Here is a 16,343-nt window from a genome sequence, read left to right as displayed (position 1 = left end):
AACTCATAATTATTAGGACAGAGGAACGGTGCTTCATTATCGTTGTTTTTTGACTTGAATTCTTGCTACTTGGTTTAAATTGATAGTGTATTTATTTTCAGTTTCCACGAACATTCCACCATTTATGTATTCGCGCTCTGCTGTTCTAATGTCTGTGTTTGTTTCAAATAATAGTTGATGGCCATCGTGAAAGGACAATAAAAATTTATATTTTTTTATTTCATCGACGTTTTTCAACCAATCACCTCCTTTTGTAAATTGTATCATTTATATGTATTAATTACAATATAATTGGGAATTATACAGTATTATTTAATTGCTTTTTTAAGGGAAATATAAAAAATAGGTTTTAATGAGCACATAGTATATAATTAATGGACAAACATAATGTGTTTAAGATGAAATTTAAAGGAGTATGAATTGATTGAGTAAAAAGTCTATAAAAAATGAGTTACCAGAAAACTATGAGGATCTTAAAAAAGCAGCTAACCGTACTGGAAGCTGGAGAACTCGTTTAAGTGCTGTTGAAGAGTTGGGAAATTATAATACAAGCCAAGTGATTGATATACTAAAAGTAAGATTAGACCATGACCCAGTTTTTCAAATTCAAGAAGAAGCATATCGCTCATTGCTTGAGTTAGGGGAAGATGTCGTATTACCAAAGCGTAAAAAATTCGAATTGGTAAAAGGAGCAAATAAAGTATTTGTTCGTGTGAAAAAGAGCTTACCAAAAGATCATACGATTGACGACTACTTAACTAAGCTAAAAAGAATGCGTATCGATGTATATGATGCATATGAAGGCGAAAAAGGCTTAGAATGGCTAGAAGAAGAATGGAAAAAATTATAAGGAATTCTGGAAAAGGTCAATTTGCATTGACCTTTTTTTGTATATTTATGGATGAAATATTACAGGTGCTAGGCACTTGAAATAATGTAAAATAAACTATATAAATATAAAAAATATTTTGTTAGGAGGATTAGTATGAATAAGCTTTTATGGGATACGCCAGATCGACTGCGTGAATTATTGTGTGAGCTTGTGAGCTGGAACAGTATTACGTTAACGGATGGAGAAAGGGAGTTTGCTCCTAAGTTAATAGAAAAGATTCGAGAGCTTGAGTATTTTCAAACTCATCCGAGTCAGCTCCAGCTTCACGATGCAGGCTTGGGAAGACAGGTAGTGACGGCATTATATAAGCATCCTTCTGCAACAGAAACAGTTGTGCTTATTAGTCATTTCGATACTGTGCAGACAGAAGAATATGGTACTTTGGAGCCTTTAGCTTATTTTCCGGAGGAGTTAACTAGAAAGTTAATGGAAAATCCTAGTGAGCTACCGGAGGATGCTCAAGAAGATTTGGCAACCGGGAAGTATTTGTTTGGTCGTGGAACGATGGATATGAAGATGGGATTAGCCTTACATATGCAGTTGATTGAAAAAGCTACTGTGGAAGAATGGCCAATTAATTTAATTCTCACAAGTGTACCTGATGAAGAGGTAAATTCTGCTGGTATGCGTGCGGCTGTTACTCAGCTAGTTCGAATACGTGAAGAGTTTAATTTATCATATAAGCTATTTTTAAATAGTGAACCTTCGTTTTCACAGGTGCCAAAGGATATTGACGAGTATATCTACTCTGGTACGATCGGTAAAATTATGCCCGCTGCGCTGTTTTACGGAAAGGAAACTCATGTAGGAGAGCCGATGAAAGGGATGACGGCTAACTATATTGCTTCTTTCTTAACACAGCGAATGGAATATAATCCTATATTTACAGAGCATGACCTTGGAGAAAGTACTCCGTTGCCAGTTTCTTTACAGCAAAAGGATTTGAAAATGTCTTATTCAACGCAGACACCGTACCGAGCAGTTGCTTTGTACAACGTGTTTTTATTAAGAAGAACTGCTTCTGACATTATGGAACTGTTTGAACAGGTTGCGAATGAGGCAATGGACGCTTTGAATAAAACCTATCAACAAATTTGTGATAGAGAGCAGGTCCAAGGAATTGGACAGGTCAGAGTTTTGAAATATGACGAGCTGCTTGCGTATGCGAATAAAAAATTAGGCATAGAGGAAGTTCAAAGACTTAAGCAAGAAGTACTTGCGGAAGAGGAATGGGACGATCGTGAAAAATCACTTCGAATAGTAGATAATCTCATGATTCAATGCCAGGAGCTTTCACCAGCTACCGTGTTGCTCTTTGCTCCACCATATTATCCAGCGGTTAACACATCCAAGGATCCACTGATTATAGAAGCGGTTGAGTTAATGAAGCAATCTGCACAATCCTTTAATAATACAGTAAAACAAATACATTATTTTAATGGGATATGCGATTTGAGCTATGTAAATTATGAAGACGATGGAAACGGCTGGACAGCATTTGAAAGCAATACACCAGTATGGGGAGATACCTATGATATCCCATTTGATGATATGGCTAAATTAAAGGGACCTGTACTGAACGTAGGACCATTCGGCAAGGATGCTCATCAAAAAACAGAAAGACTACATATAGACAGTGCTTTTGTTGAAATGCCAGTAATGCTAGAAACCCTTATTAAAAGCTTATACAAATCGAGTAGGAGGGAGTGATTAACTCCCGACCTCTCACACCACCGTACGTACGGTTCCGTATACGGCGGTTCAATTAAGATGAATAACGCAAAGTTTCGTAACGAACTTGCAGACTTTTCAGCCCTTGGCTTTCCCAAAAGGATTTGCCGAGGGTTCTGTGTAATATGGGGCTTTTAGAAATGCGCCAGTACCCTTTTCGAGTATTTCCCCACTCGTAAGCTTTCCCATAAGGAACTTTTAATCGAGTAAGATTTCTAACTCTTGTTCGAGGTTTCTTCCAATCCTTCCACAGGCACATACGTAACCTTCGTTTAATCCAGCTATCCAGTGTTTTAAATGTGGTAGGTGTATCTGCTAAGGCGAAATATCCACACCATCCCACTAGATATTGGTTCAACTTTTCGATTCTATATTCCATGGAATATGGCATCTTTCTAGAGGTAATTTCTCGTATTTTCTTCTTCATTCGTTGTAGGCTTGTTTTTGCAATACGAACCTTCGGTTCTTTATGAGCAGTAAAGCTAAACGCCAAGAATTTCCGATTCCAAGGGCGGTCCACTGCCGATTTCTTTTCGTTAACTTTCAGTCGAAGTTTTCCTTCAATAAATCGTTGTACACTCGCCATTGTTCGTACCCCTGCCCGTTCACTCTTCACATAGATATTGCAATCATCTGCGTACCGTACGAATTTATGTCCACGTTTCTCTAACTCTTTATCAAGTTCGTCTAATACGATGTTTGATAAGAGTGGACTTAGAGGTCCACCTTGCGGGGTTCCTTCTTCTGTACTGGAAACTACGCCATTTATCATGACACCGGATTGGAGATATTTACGAATGAGTTTTAGTAAAGGTTTATCTGAAATTCGTTTCGCTAACGTTGCCATTAGTCGGTCATGATTGACCTTATCAAAGAATTTCTCTAAATCCATATCCACAACCCATCGATAACCCTCTTTTATATAACCCTTTGCTTTTCGAATGGCATCATGGGCACTCCGATTTGGTCGGAATCCATAACTGTAATCCGAAAATGTTTTATCATATTCCTCAGATAGTATCTGCGATATAGCTTGTTGAATCAAACGATCTGTCACGGTTGGAATACCTAATAGACGCACACCACCGTCTGGTTTCGGGATTTCGATTCGACGTACTGGCTGTGGTTCATAGGTTCCATTTAAAATCTGCGATTTAATAGTTTTCCAATTTTCGAGGATGTGCTGTCGTAAGGTTTGTACGGGCATCATGTCTACTCCATGGCTTCCTTTATTCGCTTCCACTCGCTTTAACGCTTGCATCATGTTTTTCCGTTCAAGTATCTGATTCAACATCACCATTTCGTTCCTTTCCGTGAATAGCTTATCTTCTTTTGCCCAACTGGACTACACCCTCCGCAAATACCCTCGTGGGATTCACCACTACTTTCTAAGCGTGAGGCACTAGTTTTCTGTGTTCAAACATCCAAGTTGGAAAGCCAAGGGCTATTCTCTCTTAATTGTTCGGTCCTTCCGAGTGGTTCTAGACCCATTCGTACTATGACCTCTGCTGACTTCTGATGGTTCAGCCACTCCTCATGGAGTGGGTTATGAAGGGTACTTCACGTTTCCATCAGACCTCCCCGGGTAAGCGCATGCACTTTCACACCATCTATCCGCCTCATTTACTTGGTATGACCTTCGACAGAAAGAGCTTTGTTTTGTTATGCAAACTCACTCAATCATACCTAGCCTTCTATGAGATTCGTGTTCCTCGGACCGGTGATTTGCCTCCAGCTTCCTTCAGATTCCGCGTCACCACGGACACCCTTGCTCTCGGCTAACCTCTACTTCTGTCTTCGGGGTTCGGGACTTGCACCCTATAGTTCATGCGCATGCCGGGCGCACATAAAAAATAGACGCCCCCTCTAACGTGGGCGTCTATTTTTGTGTCTTCTTGAAATATATTACAGGTGCCAGGCACTTGTAATAATATAATGTAAGTAATCGTTAGAGTTTAAATTTGTTTATGAGGTTGTGAAGTTGTTGTGCTACTTCGGATGTTTCAGCGGAATGCTGTGAAATCTCGTCTATAGAGGCAGAGGTTTCTTCTGTTACGGCTGAAATGGTTGTAGTCACTTGTTCAATTTCTCTTATAGATTCAGTTAGATTTTCGATAAGATCTACTACTTGCTTCGAGTTAGCAGCTTCCTCGGTTGTCATCTTAGATATCCTTGAGATTTCCTCTACTGTCTTACCGACAGCTGTAGAGATATTCTGCAAGGATTGAGAAGTTTGCTGAACGGTTGCATTTCCAGTTTCGATTAGTTTGGTGCTGGTGTCCGTAGAGGTTACTACGTGTGAGATGTTTTCTGTTATCTCTTTTACGATTTCTTCTACTTGTTTAACCTCTAGGTTAGACTGTTCTGCTAGCTTGCGAACTTCTTCTGCTACAACTGCAAATCCTTTACCATGCTCACCAGCACGAGCTGCTTCTATAGAGGCATTAAGTGCCAGTAGATTTGTTTGAGCTGCTATGCCCGCGATGGACCCAGTAATTTGCTGTATTTTATTAGTTGCTTCATCAAGCTTCACAATCATTGCGCTAGTTTCAATGGAAGCGTTTCTTATTTTGTTCATGTCTCGACTAGTTTCTTCGGCTTTCTTGAGGCCTTCTTGAGCAATCTGCATAGTGGTCATCGATTGTACCGAGCACTGGTCCGCAGTTTCCTTTGAATGTTGTAAGCCGGTAGCTAAATTGTTTAAGATAACGGTTGAGCTTTCAGCAGATGCAGTACCCGTTGATATAGATGCAACATTTTCGCTCATATTATTGGCGATCTGATGCGCTGCTTCCTTCATTTCAATCAAAGAGGCTGTAGTTTCTTCTGCATTTTTCATTAATTGGGAGGAAGTGTTTTGAATCGTTCCAATCATCGTACGTAAGTTACCAGCAAGTGTATCAAGCGTCCTACTTAAGTTTCCAACCTCATCCTTGCTTGAAAAATTTGTGTCTTTAACGGATAAGTTTCCTTTAGCAATCTCTTCAGCATGAGCAATCAAAACAGATAAAGGCTTTGTTTTTCTTCTAATTAAAAGAAGAGTAACTATAGATGCTAACAATAAAGGAATAATACTTAATAGTAATCCTTTACTAACTACATCCCATGTTCTTTCAGAGACGATGTCCGCATTAAAATCTATTACACTAATAGCAACAATTTTTTTCGAGGGGTCATGATCCTCGAAAATTGGAGCATAGCCAGACAAACGATTCATCCCAGCGTACTCATAGCTTTCTGAGTAGGTAGGGTGTCCCATCTTGACAAGCATATCAATCGCTTCTTGATCTATGTAAAATTGATCTCCTGCATTAAAACCAGTTTCTTTTAAGTTATCATCAGTAGCTAATAGGTTTCCTTCTAAGTCAATTATATATTGTGTCTCAAAAATATCTTTATGAGCAGTAGTCCAGTTTAGCTGCTCACCTACGCTTTTAACGGCAGCAGTGTCTCCAGCAAGTATTTTATTAATATCTTCAGGTGTAATTAAACCAGTAGTAATATTAGCACAACCATATGCTTCAATCCCAGCTGCTTTGTAAAGTTCGCCATAGGCAGTTTTATAAGTAGCTACAGAAGTAATCGTAAGCATAACAATCATTACCCCGACGATAATTGTCCCGAGATGTAGAGTAAGTGTATTTTTCCATTTCAGTTTCACAATAGTAATCTCCTATTCTTTTTTGGCAAATAATAGTTAACCCTCTATTTATAACACATATATCCTATGGATAGATAGAGGAAAATAATAAAAATATTATAATTCATGCTAATAAATTAGGCATATTGTACTTATTTATTCAAATTTAAAACGGGAGGAGAGTCTTAGTATATTTTTCGGCTTGTAATCTTATTGTTACACAACTGTAAAATCACTAATGTTTAAACCGTGTTAGTATGGGTATAGAGAAATTTTTAACGAGAAAAAATAGAGAAATTTTTCAATACTTCTTTGGGGGAACATCAAAATTGACTTCTTTGTTTAAAAAACTAATCACGATCTTAACACTAACTCTAGTTTTAGCCATGGGAACATTTGCGGGAAATACAGAAGCAGCTAGCTCTGTAAAATCCAACGAAATAGTATCAAGTGCGAAAAGTCTAATTGGAACTAAATATCGTTATGGTGGCACAACGAAGGCAGGATTTGATTGCTCTGGATTTATTGGGTACGTGTACAAAGGTAAAGGTGTCTCTCTTCCGAGAACTGCTGCTGGAATGTACAGTAAAGGAACGCCAGTAAAAAAAGCTAAACTAGCAGTTGGGGATTTAGTATTCTTCAATACGACTGGAAAAGGTGTTTCACATGTTGGAATGTTTATCGGGAATGGCCAATTCATTCATGCTTCATCATCAAAAGGTGTAAGAATCGATAAAATTAATGATCCTTATTACTGGGGTAAAAAATACGTAGGCGCTAAAAAAGTTGCTAACGTTCAAGTAGCTAAAAAATAATAAAATATAAATAATGTAACCGTTTCGGCTAATGAGCTGAAACGGTTTTTTCGTTGAAATGTAAATTTCTATTTTTTAATAACAAAGCTAACTGAAGTGCTAATGCATCCTGAAAGTTAGTAGGATTATAACCTGTTACTTGTGCTATTTTGTTTAAACGGTAGGTGAGGGTATGGCGATGAATCCCGAGTTCCTCAGCACAAATAGAGAGCTGAAGACTGCAATCAAAATATTTCTGCAAGGTATTTTGTAGTTTAATATCCAGTGGCTCTAGCATTTTTTTTGTATAGGTTTGAACCTCAAAGGAATCTTTGTTTTTAAACAGAGAGTAAATTTCTACCTCCTCGAAGGAAATGACTGGCTTGTTAGGATTCCCGTATTGAAGCGCGAGCTTGGCTGTTCGGTAGGCATAATGGACTTGCTCTAATAATTGCACTTCTCTCCCTAGCCCAATGGAAAGAGAATAATATTTCTTTAGTTTTTCTGCTAATAAGGTAACTTTGCGAGTGAATGTTGTTTTATCCAAGCCAGAAATTAAAATAAAATGCTCGCTTGCTTGGTAATGACCGACTAATATAGAATCTGTTTCTAGATAGTATTCTATTTCCTGAATAATATTTTGATAAGAGGAAGACTCTGGATCTACCTCAAGCATCATTGCATAAAATGGGGCTTTGTTTTGAAAGCCTATTTTGTGGAGCCTTTCCTGTAAATATTTCTGGATTGGCTGTCCACTCATTAATTCTTCGAAGACGAGCTCTTGTATTTTCCGCTTCCATTCTCTCTCAGAGACTATTAATGCTTGATGGACCATCATTTCAGTTGTTAACTGGAGAAGTGTTGCTATCTCCTCCAAGTCGGCAGGTTCTCCCGTTACTCCAATGATCCCGACTATTTCATTTTGATAGAATATAGGTAAATTAATGCCACACTTTGTTCGGGGAAAAAGGTGATTATTATCCTTTGTAATCCTTAGTGGGGACTTAGTTTTAGCTACTTCAATAGCACCTTCATGTATATGATTTACTCTTAGCTCGTCGCCAGAGGCAAGTATGACTCCGTTTGTCTGCATAACGTTAATATTTCGATGAAGACGAAGCATAGTTTGCTGTACTATTTGTTCGGCTAATTGCTTGGTTATCAATTGAATCACCTCAATGTATAAAAAACTAGCTGTTATAATACAGTTGAATTATACATTTAGTATAATGTAATCGTTTTTTCTTTGCAATATAATCTTTGTAAGCGCTTTAATCGGAGGAGAGAATATATGAAAATTGTTATTAGTCCTGACTCTTACAAGGGTTCATTGTCAGCAACTGAGGTTGCTAGGGCTGTTTCCAACGCGATTCATGAGGTTGATCCATCTATTGAAACTGTATTACTACCTGTAGCAGATGGTGGGGAAGGAACGTTGGAACCCCTTGTCATTGCAACTGGTGGAACATTTGTAACTGCAACCGTTCAAGACCCGTTAGGAAAACAAATAGAGGCGGTTTATGGGGTGTTAGGAGACAAAGAGACTTGTGTCATTGAGATGGCGAGAGCTTCTGGTTTGACTCTATTGTCGCAAGATGAAAGAAATCCGCTAAAGACATCAACGTTTGGAACAGGTGAACTGATTCGTCACGCGCTCGATCAAGGATTCCGGAAGTTTATTGTTGGAATAGGGGGGAGTGCAACGAATGATGGCGGGGCAGGGATGCTACGTGCATTAGGGGTTGAATTTAGGAATAAAGTAAAAGAAGAAATACAAGCTGGGGGAGGCTCTCTTGTAAATCTGGAAGAGATAGATATTAGTCAAATGGATAAGCGAATTCAACGTTCACAGTTCATACTAGCTTGTGATGTGGATAATCCTTTATTAGGCAAAAATGGAGCTACGGCTGTGTTTGGTCCACAAAAAGGGGTAACTCCACAAATGGAGGACCAGCTAGAGAATGGTTTAAAGAACCTTGCAAATAAAATAGCAGAAGTGAAAGGTATTAGGGTGCATCAGATGCCAGGTGCGGGTGCAGCTGGAGGACTTGGAGGTGCTTTTCTTGCTTTATTTCCTGTCCAATTAAAGCCAGGTATAGAAGTTGTCATGGAGGCCATTCAATTTGAAAAGCACTTAGAGGATACAGACCTCGTCATTACAGGAGAAGGTAAAACGGACAGACAAACTCTCTCTGGTAAGGCTCCGATGGGAGTTGCTGTTGCTGCAAATAAAAGAGGGATTCCCGTTATATTGCTCTCTGGCTTTATAGAGAAAGAAAGTAAAGTAGACTTGTCTACCTATTTCTCTAAGCTTGTTAGTATAGTAGATCATTCAGTGAGTATGGAAGAATCCTTGAAAGACCCGGTTCATTATTTAACTGTAAGGACTAAGGAAACAATGCAAGCCATTCTAAAGGAAGAGGTGTGAGGTCATGTTGTTTTTAGTTATTTTGTTAGGAGTTGTTTTTGTTGTAGTGGCAACTGCAGTGTTCAAGCTACATCCCTTTTTGGCTCTATTAATCAGTGCCTTCTTTGTAGGTATTGCTTCTGGTATGCCGCTGCTTACTGTTGTAGAGAATGTTAACTCTGGTTTTGGCGGTTTAATGGCGAGTATCGGAATTGTAATTGTTGCGGGAACAATCATAGGGGTTATTCTTGAGAAGTCTGGTGCAGCTTACCGAATGGCAGAGGTTGTCCTTCGTATTCTAGGTGAAAAAAGACCGCAGCTTGCCATGTCCATCATAGGGTTTATCGTATCAATACCTGTATTTTGTGATTCTGGATTTATTATTTTATCAAGTTTACAAAAGTCATTAGCAAAACGTGCGAAGGTCAAGGTAGCATCTATGGCAGTAGCTTTGTCTACAGGGCTTTATGCAACGCACACATTAGTGCCTCCAACTCCTGGACCAATCGCAGCAGCAGGGAATATTGGGGCAACAGATTATCTTGGTACTATAATTTTGGTCGGTTTGTTTGTAGCAATTCCTGCCACTATCGTAGGTTATTTATGGGCCGTGAAGGTTGGGACGAAAATCGACGTCCCAGCGGATCAGGAAGATGCACTGGATTACGAAGAGGTTATTAAATCTTTTGGGAAAATGCCATCTACCTTTAAAGCTTTTTTACCAATCGTACTACCAATTTTATTAATCGGCACGGGCTCAGTTGCAGCGTTAGTTGGCGATGAATCAGGATTAACGAATTTCTTGAGATTCCTTGGTTCTCCAACTGTGGCACTATTGTTCGGTGTATTAGCTTCCTTCTTATTGCTACCTGAAATTAGTGAAAAAACGCTGTCTGGTTGGATTGGTGAAAGCCTTAAGGAAGCAGCACCAATTTTATTAATCACCGGTGCTGGAGGCGCGTTTGGGACAGTTATTAAAAACTCTGGTGTAGCAGAGCTTCTACAGGAAATGGATTTAGGGGTATTGGCTAATGGAGCATTATTCCTACTAGTGCCATTCCTTATTGCGGCAGCTCTCAAAACAGCACAAGGCTCCTCAACAGCTGCTCTAGTTATTACTTCATCACTAGTAGCACCAATGTTACCAACTCTAGGTATAGAGGGTGCATTACCGTTAGCGCTAGTTGTTATGGCGGTAGGAGCAGGAGCGATGACAGTGAGCCATGTAAATGACAGCTATTTCTGGGTAGTGACCCAATTTAGCGGCATGAAGGTTACCGATGCGTACAAAGCACAAACAATGGCAACTCTACTCCAAGGTATTACAACAATCATCGTTACAGCAATCCTTTGGTTTATATTTGTATAATATGTTACAGGTATGTCTAGGCCACCTATGTTACAGGTGCCAGGCACCTGTAACATTATCTGCAATCAAGTGAAAAACCCCATCTAGAACCGGTGCATTCGCCGGTGTTTAGATGGGGTTTTGAGTTTAGTTGAAATTAATCATGTCATCGCGATAGTTTTGTTTTAGGTCAGATTCAAGGAAGTTCATATATCTAACAAGTAGCTGTGATGCTTTTCCTCTTGTAAGGACTTCGTTAGGGTTGATGCGATTTTTTCTATCTGGATCAATTAGACCTAGTTCACTTGCGACATAGATACTATCCTTAGCTGATTTTGGTATTTTGTTGTCGTCAATAAACTTCGTGGTGTAACCAGGGGTTGGTGCACGTCCCTCTAATCCAAGAGAGCGAATAATAATAGTTACTGCCTCTGCTCTAGTGATAGATTTATTTGCTCCAAATATGTCAGCATTCACTGGAGTTACAATTTCTTTATTTAGTGCGCTTTCAATATATACATAGTTCGGATCATTAATATCTAAATCTGAAAATAATGCTTTTCGTATATTCTTCTTGTTTTTTGGTTTTTCTTCTAGTACACGCAAGTCTACAGCTTTAGCCACAGCTACAGTGAAAAGGTCTTTTTTCATTGCTGCATCAGGAGAGAAGAAGTTACTTGTTTCATCAAAAATACCTAAAGAATATAGTTTTTCAATATTTGGCTTGGACCAATGCTTTTCAATATCACGAAACTTAGGGACGATAAGTCTTTCAATTGTTGGTGTTTTATCTTTATTAATGTATGCAGTCCCTGTTGTGTTGTATGGATTAAATGGAATCTGATAATCATATTCTGCTACCATGTTTGACTTGCTTACAACTGAGTGTCCACCTACAAAGCTTGATAGAGAGGGAATATGCTTTTCGTATTCTAATACTCTAGATTTACTGTCAGAAACCTTGCTAGATACAAATGAAGTCCCTTGCGGGGAATCTATTTCATAGTCAATCAACTGAGTGTCAGTGGAGCCCCAGAAATTTTTGTAGCCAACATTATTTCCTTCCATATAAACAGTAATTAAATCATTAATTGTTTCTCTTCCGATTTTTTGACTACGCTTATAAATCTTTCTTGCAATTATATTCCCCGAATAATAATCAGTTGCTGGGCGGTTATCAATAACCGAACCTTGAGAAAACTGATAATCATCCAAGGTAAATGTCGTTTTATCAGCTAAAGTTACTTTTTCGGAGTAGCTTTTAACTGTAGTTTGAGCCGTAGTTTGATTTTTCTTAACATGAGTTGTCAAATCAGTGATATAGACCACGCTTCTTGTTAATTTATCTCCATATTGATTACTTAAATTGAATTTATAAGTAGAAGTTAATTGGTTTTTACTTTCTTTTTCAGTGACAGTTGCTTTCCCTGTGAATGTAATTGGTGAGCCGCTTAGAAAAAATACCTCTTCATAAGAATACTCGTCTAAAATGCCACCATTAAAATCTGGAACCTTCGCGCTAGCTTCATTTGTCCCTAAGCTTAGTATAAGGAATAAAGCCATCAGGGTAACAATCGGCTTTTTCATAAGTTGATTTTTCATATGTATCCTATTTACCTCTTTCTCTATGTAATGGAGGGTATGCATGTACATACCCTGAGCAGTTAATCTACTAAAATTATTTTTGCTTGATAGTAACCATTATGAATCATGTAGAGTCGATCGTTCTTCTTCAAATCGCTGGATTTAATTATTCTTCCTTCTTTGATGAGCATTGTATTCGATAAATCTACATAGTTACGCTGATAAGCTGCTAGCCAGTCGCTATTATAGTGCTCACTAACGTCTTTTATACTTAATGTATTAGGATTCCAATGGATTGGATTATATCGACCGATGGAAACAGAATAGTCCGGTGTGGAATAGCCGACTATTTTAGATGCAATTATGTGGTTATCTTTTACATAGAAGTAACCATATTTTCCATTACTATAAGTGAAATCCTTTGTTAAGTTATTATAATCCTCTGTAACTACCGTATCATTGCTAAAGCTGAAGCTAGCATTCCCAGTGGAGTACCAATAGTTATTAGACAAAACCTGAGGAATGGATAGTGAAAGCTGATACTGATTCGTGTAATTTATTTGACCAAAGTATAATTGATAATCAGCTAAGTTAGCGCTTTGAAATCCATCGTTAGTAATATGGATGACATTTGCATATTGGTTAGACGAAGCACCGTTTGCAATAACAAATGCTTTACCGCTCTGCTGAAGTGCTGTCGGATCTACTAATCGTCCGTTTCTAATAATAATAGTTCCGCTATGATATGGAATGGTTCCGTAATTAGTTAATTTGATATTTTTATTCTTTGTATCTAGACCGTATAGGCTTTCATGTAGCGTCCGTTCATTTGTCTTTTTTATAATCATTTTCTGAATGATTTCTTTCCCAGACTGCTTTACCGTTACGTAGTAAATCTCGTTGTTTCGATAATTACGAAGCTGACTTTTATCAATCTTTTTAGTGCCGAGGAAAATAGGTGTCTTATCTGTAAAGCTCTTGGAATTCATGGCAGTATTAGTTGAGTTTCTCCAGTTCCAATTAATAAATGCCTTTTCATTTTTAATAACTAACTTATTTTGTTTTGAATCAATTTGCTGAATAACACCTTTGTATATATTTTCTACTTTGATACCGTCTGTAGTTATTTCGATGGAGGACAAAGTATTCGTGTCATGCTCTGATGTTTTCAGTTTTATGCGGTCTCCCACATATAAAACGCTTAAGTCTACGATTTTATTATCTTTATATATTTCTGTGTCCTCGTCTAAATAAAATCTCGTTGATTTTTTATCTTTGAGATTGATAGCGATATACTTAGCACCTTTATCAATTTCATTGACAGTTCCTGTAAGGCTTTGTCCGATTGCTTCAGATTTATTGTTCTCAAGAGATCCTTGCTCGATGTATGTGAATCCGTTAAGCTCTTGAACTGATTGGCCATCCACAATCGCTTCCACCCACAAGCCTTCCTTAAATGCACCAATTGTAGTAGGCGTCGAGTTGATGTACAAAGGGGTATATTTATCAATGGTTAGCCTTACTTCTTTTCCTTGTTCATTGATTAATATTACTTGTGAGAGTCTTTTCTCGGTTGTCTTGTCCTCAAGGGTTACTTCTTCATATATGGTTTTAAGAAAAGTCCGTTAACCGTGGAAGAAGCATTCGCAGGAACAGAAGAAAAAATGGTGCTTATGATTAGTAATAAGCTTAATATGTATAGAGCGTTTCTAAACACATATAAACCTCCTATCTTTTGGTATTTTACTATACTTATTTATCGGTTTATTTAAAGGGATATTAAGATATAATTCCTTTAAATTTACAAAAATGAAAAGTAGAGTTAAAAATACACAAAATTTTTAGAAAATTTTCTAAAAAAGGTGTTTTCAATTTTGAGAAAAGGAGTATAATTGCATATAATATATTGCACAGTTATAAAAGTTGCAATTTACTAAATAATTAAATTGATAGGGGTAATACAACATGAACAGTGTAAAAATCAAGTTTACAGAAAATGAAATAAAAAATGAGAAAACACCTGCCGGCCAACTTGCCTTTGGTACTAAATTTACAGATCATATGTTTATTGCAGACTATACAACAGGCATTGGATGGCATGATCATCGGATTGTCCCTTATCAACCGATTACGTTAGACCCTTCTGCAACTATATTACATTATGGGCAAACGGTATTTGAAGGCATGAAAGCGTATTTGTCTAAGGATGGTGTAGTTCGTTTATTTCGACCAGAACAAAACATGAAACGTATGAATATTTCCTGCGATCGACTTAGTATGCCTCAAATAGATGAAGAGTTTGCTATGGAAGCATTAAAAGAGCTGCTTGAGATTGATAAGGAATGGATTCCAAATGAACCAGGAACATCTCTATATATCCGACCATTTATGATTGGGACTGAAGCACATTTAGGTGTTTCTCCATCTAAGACTTATAGCTTTATGATTATTATGTCGCCCGTTGGCTCTTATTATAAAGAAGGTATCCATCCTGTGAAAATATTAGTAGAAAGTGAATACGTTCGTGCAGTGGCGGGTGGTACAGGAATGGCTAAAACAGCTGGTAATTATGCTTCTAGCTTAAAGGCACAGGAAGTGGCTGATAGAGAGGGTTACTCGCAAGTATTATGGCTAGATGGAATTGAACGAAAGTATATTGAAGAAGTAGGAAGCATGAATGTTTTCTTTAAAATAGATGGAGAGGTTGTTACTCCAGCCTTAAACGGTTCTATTCTAGATGGCATTACTAGAAAATCCATTATCGAGCTATTAAAATATTGGGGTGTGCCGGTAGCGGAACGCAAGGTGTCAATGGAGGAAGTTAGAGAAGCTTATTTAAACGGTAAGCTAGAAGAAGCGTTTGGAACAGGGACTGCTGCAGTTATTTCTCCAATTGGTGAGCTTCGCTGGAAAGGCGAGCTATTCTATGTAAATAACGGAGAAACTGGTGAGTTATCTAAGAAATTATATGATACATTGACTGGCATCCAAAGTGGCACAGTGGAAGATCCTTTTGGCTGGGTTACAGAACTAAAATAAAAGTGTGAATCGCTCCTAGGCTAAGAATAGGAGCGATTCTTTTCTTTGAAAAATGAACTGATGTTATAAATTTGTTGCAATTTACAGCTCGTTTAATGAAGGACATGAGATGGTTCTGGTAGGAAAGCATGTCTTTGCAGGTTGGTACCACTGTCTCCATTATTCACATGTTGTACATCCAATTAATTTAATTAGTAGGAATCTCGTAGTCAAAATGTAAATCTTGTTTAATCCGAAAATTTTCACAATAAGCTACGTAGGTTCTTTCTTTAATATCAGGGTAGTTTTTTATTAAATTGGGAAGTAGCTCGGTGTTTACAAAAGGATAGTCACATTTCTTATCAAAAAAATAATATTGAAACGAACTATAAGGATAGTATTCCATTTTATTGGTCATAGCCTTGGAAGTCGTTAAAGGGTTTTGATGAATGTAACTACTGACATTTAATAAGCCTATAGGGTCGGAAACCATACTGGAAAAAAATCTGGTTTCATAGAGTTGTCCAAAATAATTATATTTACGTTTGAAGTATTCTGAGTAAGTCTTGTTGATGGATAACATCACTTCCGAAAGTGGTGTCTCAGGGGAGCGGATCAAAAGGTGGTAATGATTATTCATAATACAGTAAGCAATAATTATGAAATTCGATTTTTTATATGTACGTTGTAAAGCACGGAAAAAGAGAGAAACATCTCCTTCGTTCAAGAAAATATTCTGTCGATTATTGCCTCTCATTGTCACGTGATAATAAATCTCTGGCTGCCAAATCCTCCGCATTCTCCCCATTTTTCTAACCTCCATCTATTCTTTTAACAAACATACTATAAACCTATAAAATGTACAATAATGGAAATTATGCAATATTCACAATAATTTGATTTTTATAGATAATATTCGATTAAATTCT

General features: G+C 37.7%; 14 protein-coding genes. 6 read left to right on the top strand and 8 right to left on the bottom strand.

The features are described 5' to 3' along the window. Nucleotides 1–36: 36 nt before the first annotated feature. Nucleotides 37–237, bottom strand: coding sequence for a hypothetical protein (locus MKY09_RS14785; RefSeq protein ID WP_169358751.1), 201 nt, complete (start codon nucleotides 235–237; stop codon nucleotides 37–39). A 187-nt stretch (nucleotides 238–424) separates the two neighbouring features. On the opposite strand from MKY09_RS14785, the gene MKY09_RS14780 reads away from it, so the two are divergent. Both MKY09_RS14780 and MKY09_RS14775 read left to right on the top strand, forming a co-directional pair. Continuing rightward, entirely contained in the window at nucleotides 425–850 is a 426-nt protein-coding gene (locus MKY09_RS14780) for a HEAT repeat domain-containing protein (RefSeq protein WP_169358752.1), read from the top strand. A gap of 135 nt (nucleotides 851–985) precedes the next feature. Beyond that, entirely contained in the window at nucleotides 986–2,602 is a 1,617-nt protein-coding gene (locus MKY09_RS14775; protein ID WP_342567010.1) for a M20/M25/M40 family metallo-hydrolase, read from the top strand. Between the two features lie 55 nt (nucleotides 2,603–2,657). Here the strand turns inward: MKY09_RS14775 and ltrA are convergent, their stop codons facing one another. Then, nucleotides 2,658–3,920, bottom strand: a complete 1,263-nt coding sequence (gene ltrA / locus MKY09_RS14770; RefSeq protein ID WP_342568256.1) for a group II intron reverse transcriptase/maturase — start codon at nucleotides 3,918–3,920, stop codon at nucleotides 2,658–2,660. A 651-nt stretch (nucleotides 3,921–4,571) separates the two neighbouring features. Continuing rightward, complete coding sequence (locus MKY09_RS14765; protein WP_342567009.1) at nucleotides 4,572–6,284, bottom strand: HAMP domain-containing methyl-accepting chemotaxis protein; 1,713 nt, start codon at nucleotides 6,282–6,284, stop codon at nucleotides 4,572–4,574. Between the two features lie 308 nt (nucleotides 6,285–6,592). Between MKY09_RS14765 and MKY09_RS14760 the strand changes: the two genes are divergently transcribed. Then, nucleotides 6,593–7,078: a C40 family peptidase gene (locus tag MKY09_RS14760; protein ID WP_240949614.1), complete on the top strand. Its 486-nt coding sequence runs from the start codon at nucleotides 6,593–6,595 to the stop codon at nucleotides 7,076–7,078. Between the two features lie 28 nt (nucleotides 7,079–7,106). Here MKY09_RS14760 and MKY09_RS14755 read toward each other — a convergent pair whose 3' ends face one another. Then, nucleotides 7,107–8,222, bottom strand: coding sequence for a sugar diacid recognition domain-containing protein (locus MKY09_RS14755; protein ID WP_342567008.1), 1,116 nt, complete (start codon nucleotides 8,220–8,222; stop codon nucleotides 7,107–7,109). A 126-nt stretch (nucleotides 8,223–8,348) separates the two neighbouring features. Between MKY09_RS14755 and MKY09_RS14750 the strand changes: the two genes are divergently transcribed. Together MKY09_RS14750 and MKY09_RS14745 are read left to right on the top strand one after the other, a co-directional pair. Then, nucleotides 8,349–9,485, top strand: a complete 1,137-nt coding sequence (locus MKY09_RS14750; protein ID WP_342567007.1) for a glycerate kinase — start codon at nucleotides 8,349–8,351, stop codon at nucleotides 9,483–9,485. 4 nt (nucleotides 9,486–9,489) lie between these two features. Continuing rightward, on the top strand, nucleotides 9,490–10,833 hold the full coding sequence (locus MKY09_RS14745; protein ID WP_342567006.1) for a GntP family permease: 1,344 nt from the start codon (nucleotides 9,490–9,492) through the stop codon (nucleotides 10,831–10,833). A gap of 126 nt (nucleotides 10,834–10,959) precedes the next feature. Here the strand turns inward: MKY09_RS14745 and MKY09_RS14740 are convergent, their stop codons facing one another. From MKY09_RS14740 to MKY09_RS14730, 3 genes are all read right to left on the bottom strand, one after another. Continuing rightward, entirely contained in the window at nucleotides 10,960–12,414 is a 1,455-nt protein-coding gene (locus tag MKY09_RS14740) for an S-layer homology domain-containing protein (protein WP_342567005.1), read from the bottom strand. 62 nt (nucleotides 12,415–12,476) lie between these two features. Continuing rightward, nucleotides 12,477–13,835 carry a hypothetical protein gene (locus MKY09_RS14735; RefSeq protein WP_342567004.1) on the bottom strand — a complete coding sequence of 453 codons (1,359 nt, stop codon included), beginning with the start codon at nucleotides 13,833–13,835 and terminating at the stop codon, nucleotides 12,477–12,479. 152 nt (nucleotides 13,836–13,987) lie between these two features. Beyond that, the gene (locus MKY09_RS14730) at nucleotides 13,988–14,113 is read right to left on the bottom strand and encodes a hypothetical protein (RefSeq protein ID WP_342567003.1); all 126 of its coding nucleotides are present in this window, start codon (nucleotides 14,111–14,113) and stop codon (nucleotides 13,988–13,990) included. A gap of 248 nt (nucleotides 14,114–14,361) precedes the next feature. Between MKY09_RS14730 and MKY09_RS14725 the strand changes: the two genes are divergently transcribed. After that, nucleotides 14,362–15,435 (top strand): branched-chain amino acid aminotransferase, encoded by a 1,074-nt coding sequence (locus MKY09_RS14725; protein ID WP_169358759.1) that lies wholly within the window; start codon nucleotides 14,362–14,364, stop codon nucleotides 15,433–15,435. A 187-nt stretch (nucleotides 15,436–15,622) separates the two neighbouring features. On the opposite strand, the gene MKY09_RS14720 is transcribed toward MKY09_RS14725, so the two are convergent. Beyond that, complete coding sequence (locus MKY09_RS14720) at nucleotides 15,623–16,222, bottom strand: transposase (RefSeq protein ID WP_342567002.1); 600 nt, start codon at nucleotides 16,220–16,222, stop codon at nucleotides 15,623–15,625. Between the last annotated feature and the right edge of the window lie 121 nt (nucleotides 16,223–16,343).

Source organism: Psychrobacillus sp. FSL K6-4046 (genome assembly GCF_038624605.1).
Lineage (GTDB): Bacteria > Bacillota > Bacilli > Bacillales_A > Planococcaceae > Psychrobacillus.
Note: the sequence above shows the minus strand (reverse complement) of the source record. Positions and strands in the feature narration are given on the sequence as shown.

What these genes read in the sequence shown, in the direction of transcription:
- MKY09_RS14775 (WP_342567010.1), top strand. Translation starts at nt 986, where the DNA reads ATGAATAAGCTTTTATGGGATACGCCAGATCGACTGCGTGAATTATTG.
- MKY09_RS14750 (WP_342567007.1), top strand. Translation starts at nt 8,349, where the DNA reads ATGAAAATTGTTATTAGTCCTGACTCTTACAAGGGTTCATTGTCAGCA.
- MKY09_RS14740 (WP_342567005.1), bottom strand. Translation starts at nt 12,414, where the DNA reads ATGAAAAATCAACTTATGAAAAAGCCGATTGTTACCCTGATGGCTTTA.
- MKY09_RS14725 (WP_169358759.1), top strand. Translation starts at nt 14,362, where the DNA reads ATGAACAGTGTAAAAATCAAGTTTACAGAAAATGAAATAAAAAATGAG.
- MKY09_RS14720 (WP_342567002.1), bottom strand. Translation starts at nt 16,222, where the DNA reads ATGGGGAGAATGCGGAGGATTTGGCAGCCAGAGATTTATTATCACGTG.
- MKY09_RS14745 (WP_342567006.1), top strand. Translation starts at nt 9,490, where the DNA reads ATGTTGTTTTTAGTTATTTTGTTAGGAGTTGTTTTTGTTGTAGTGGCA.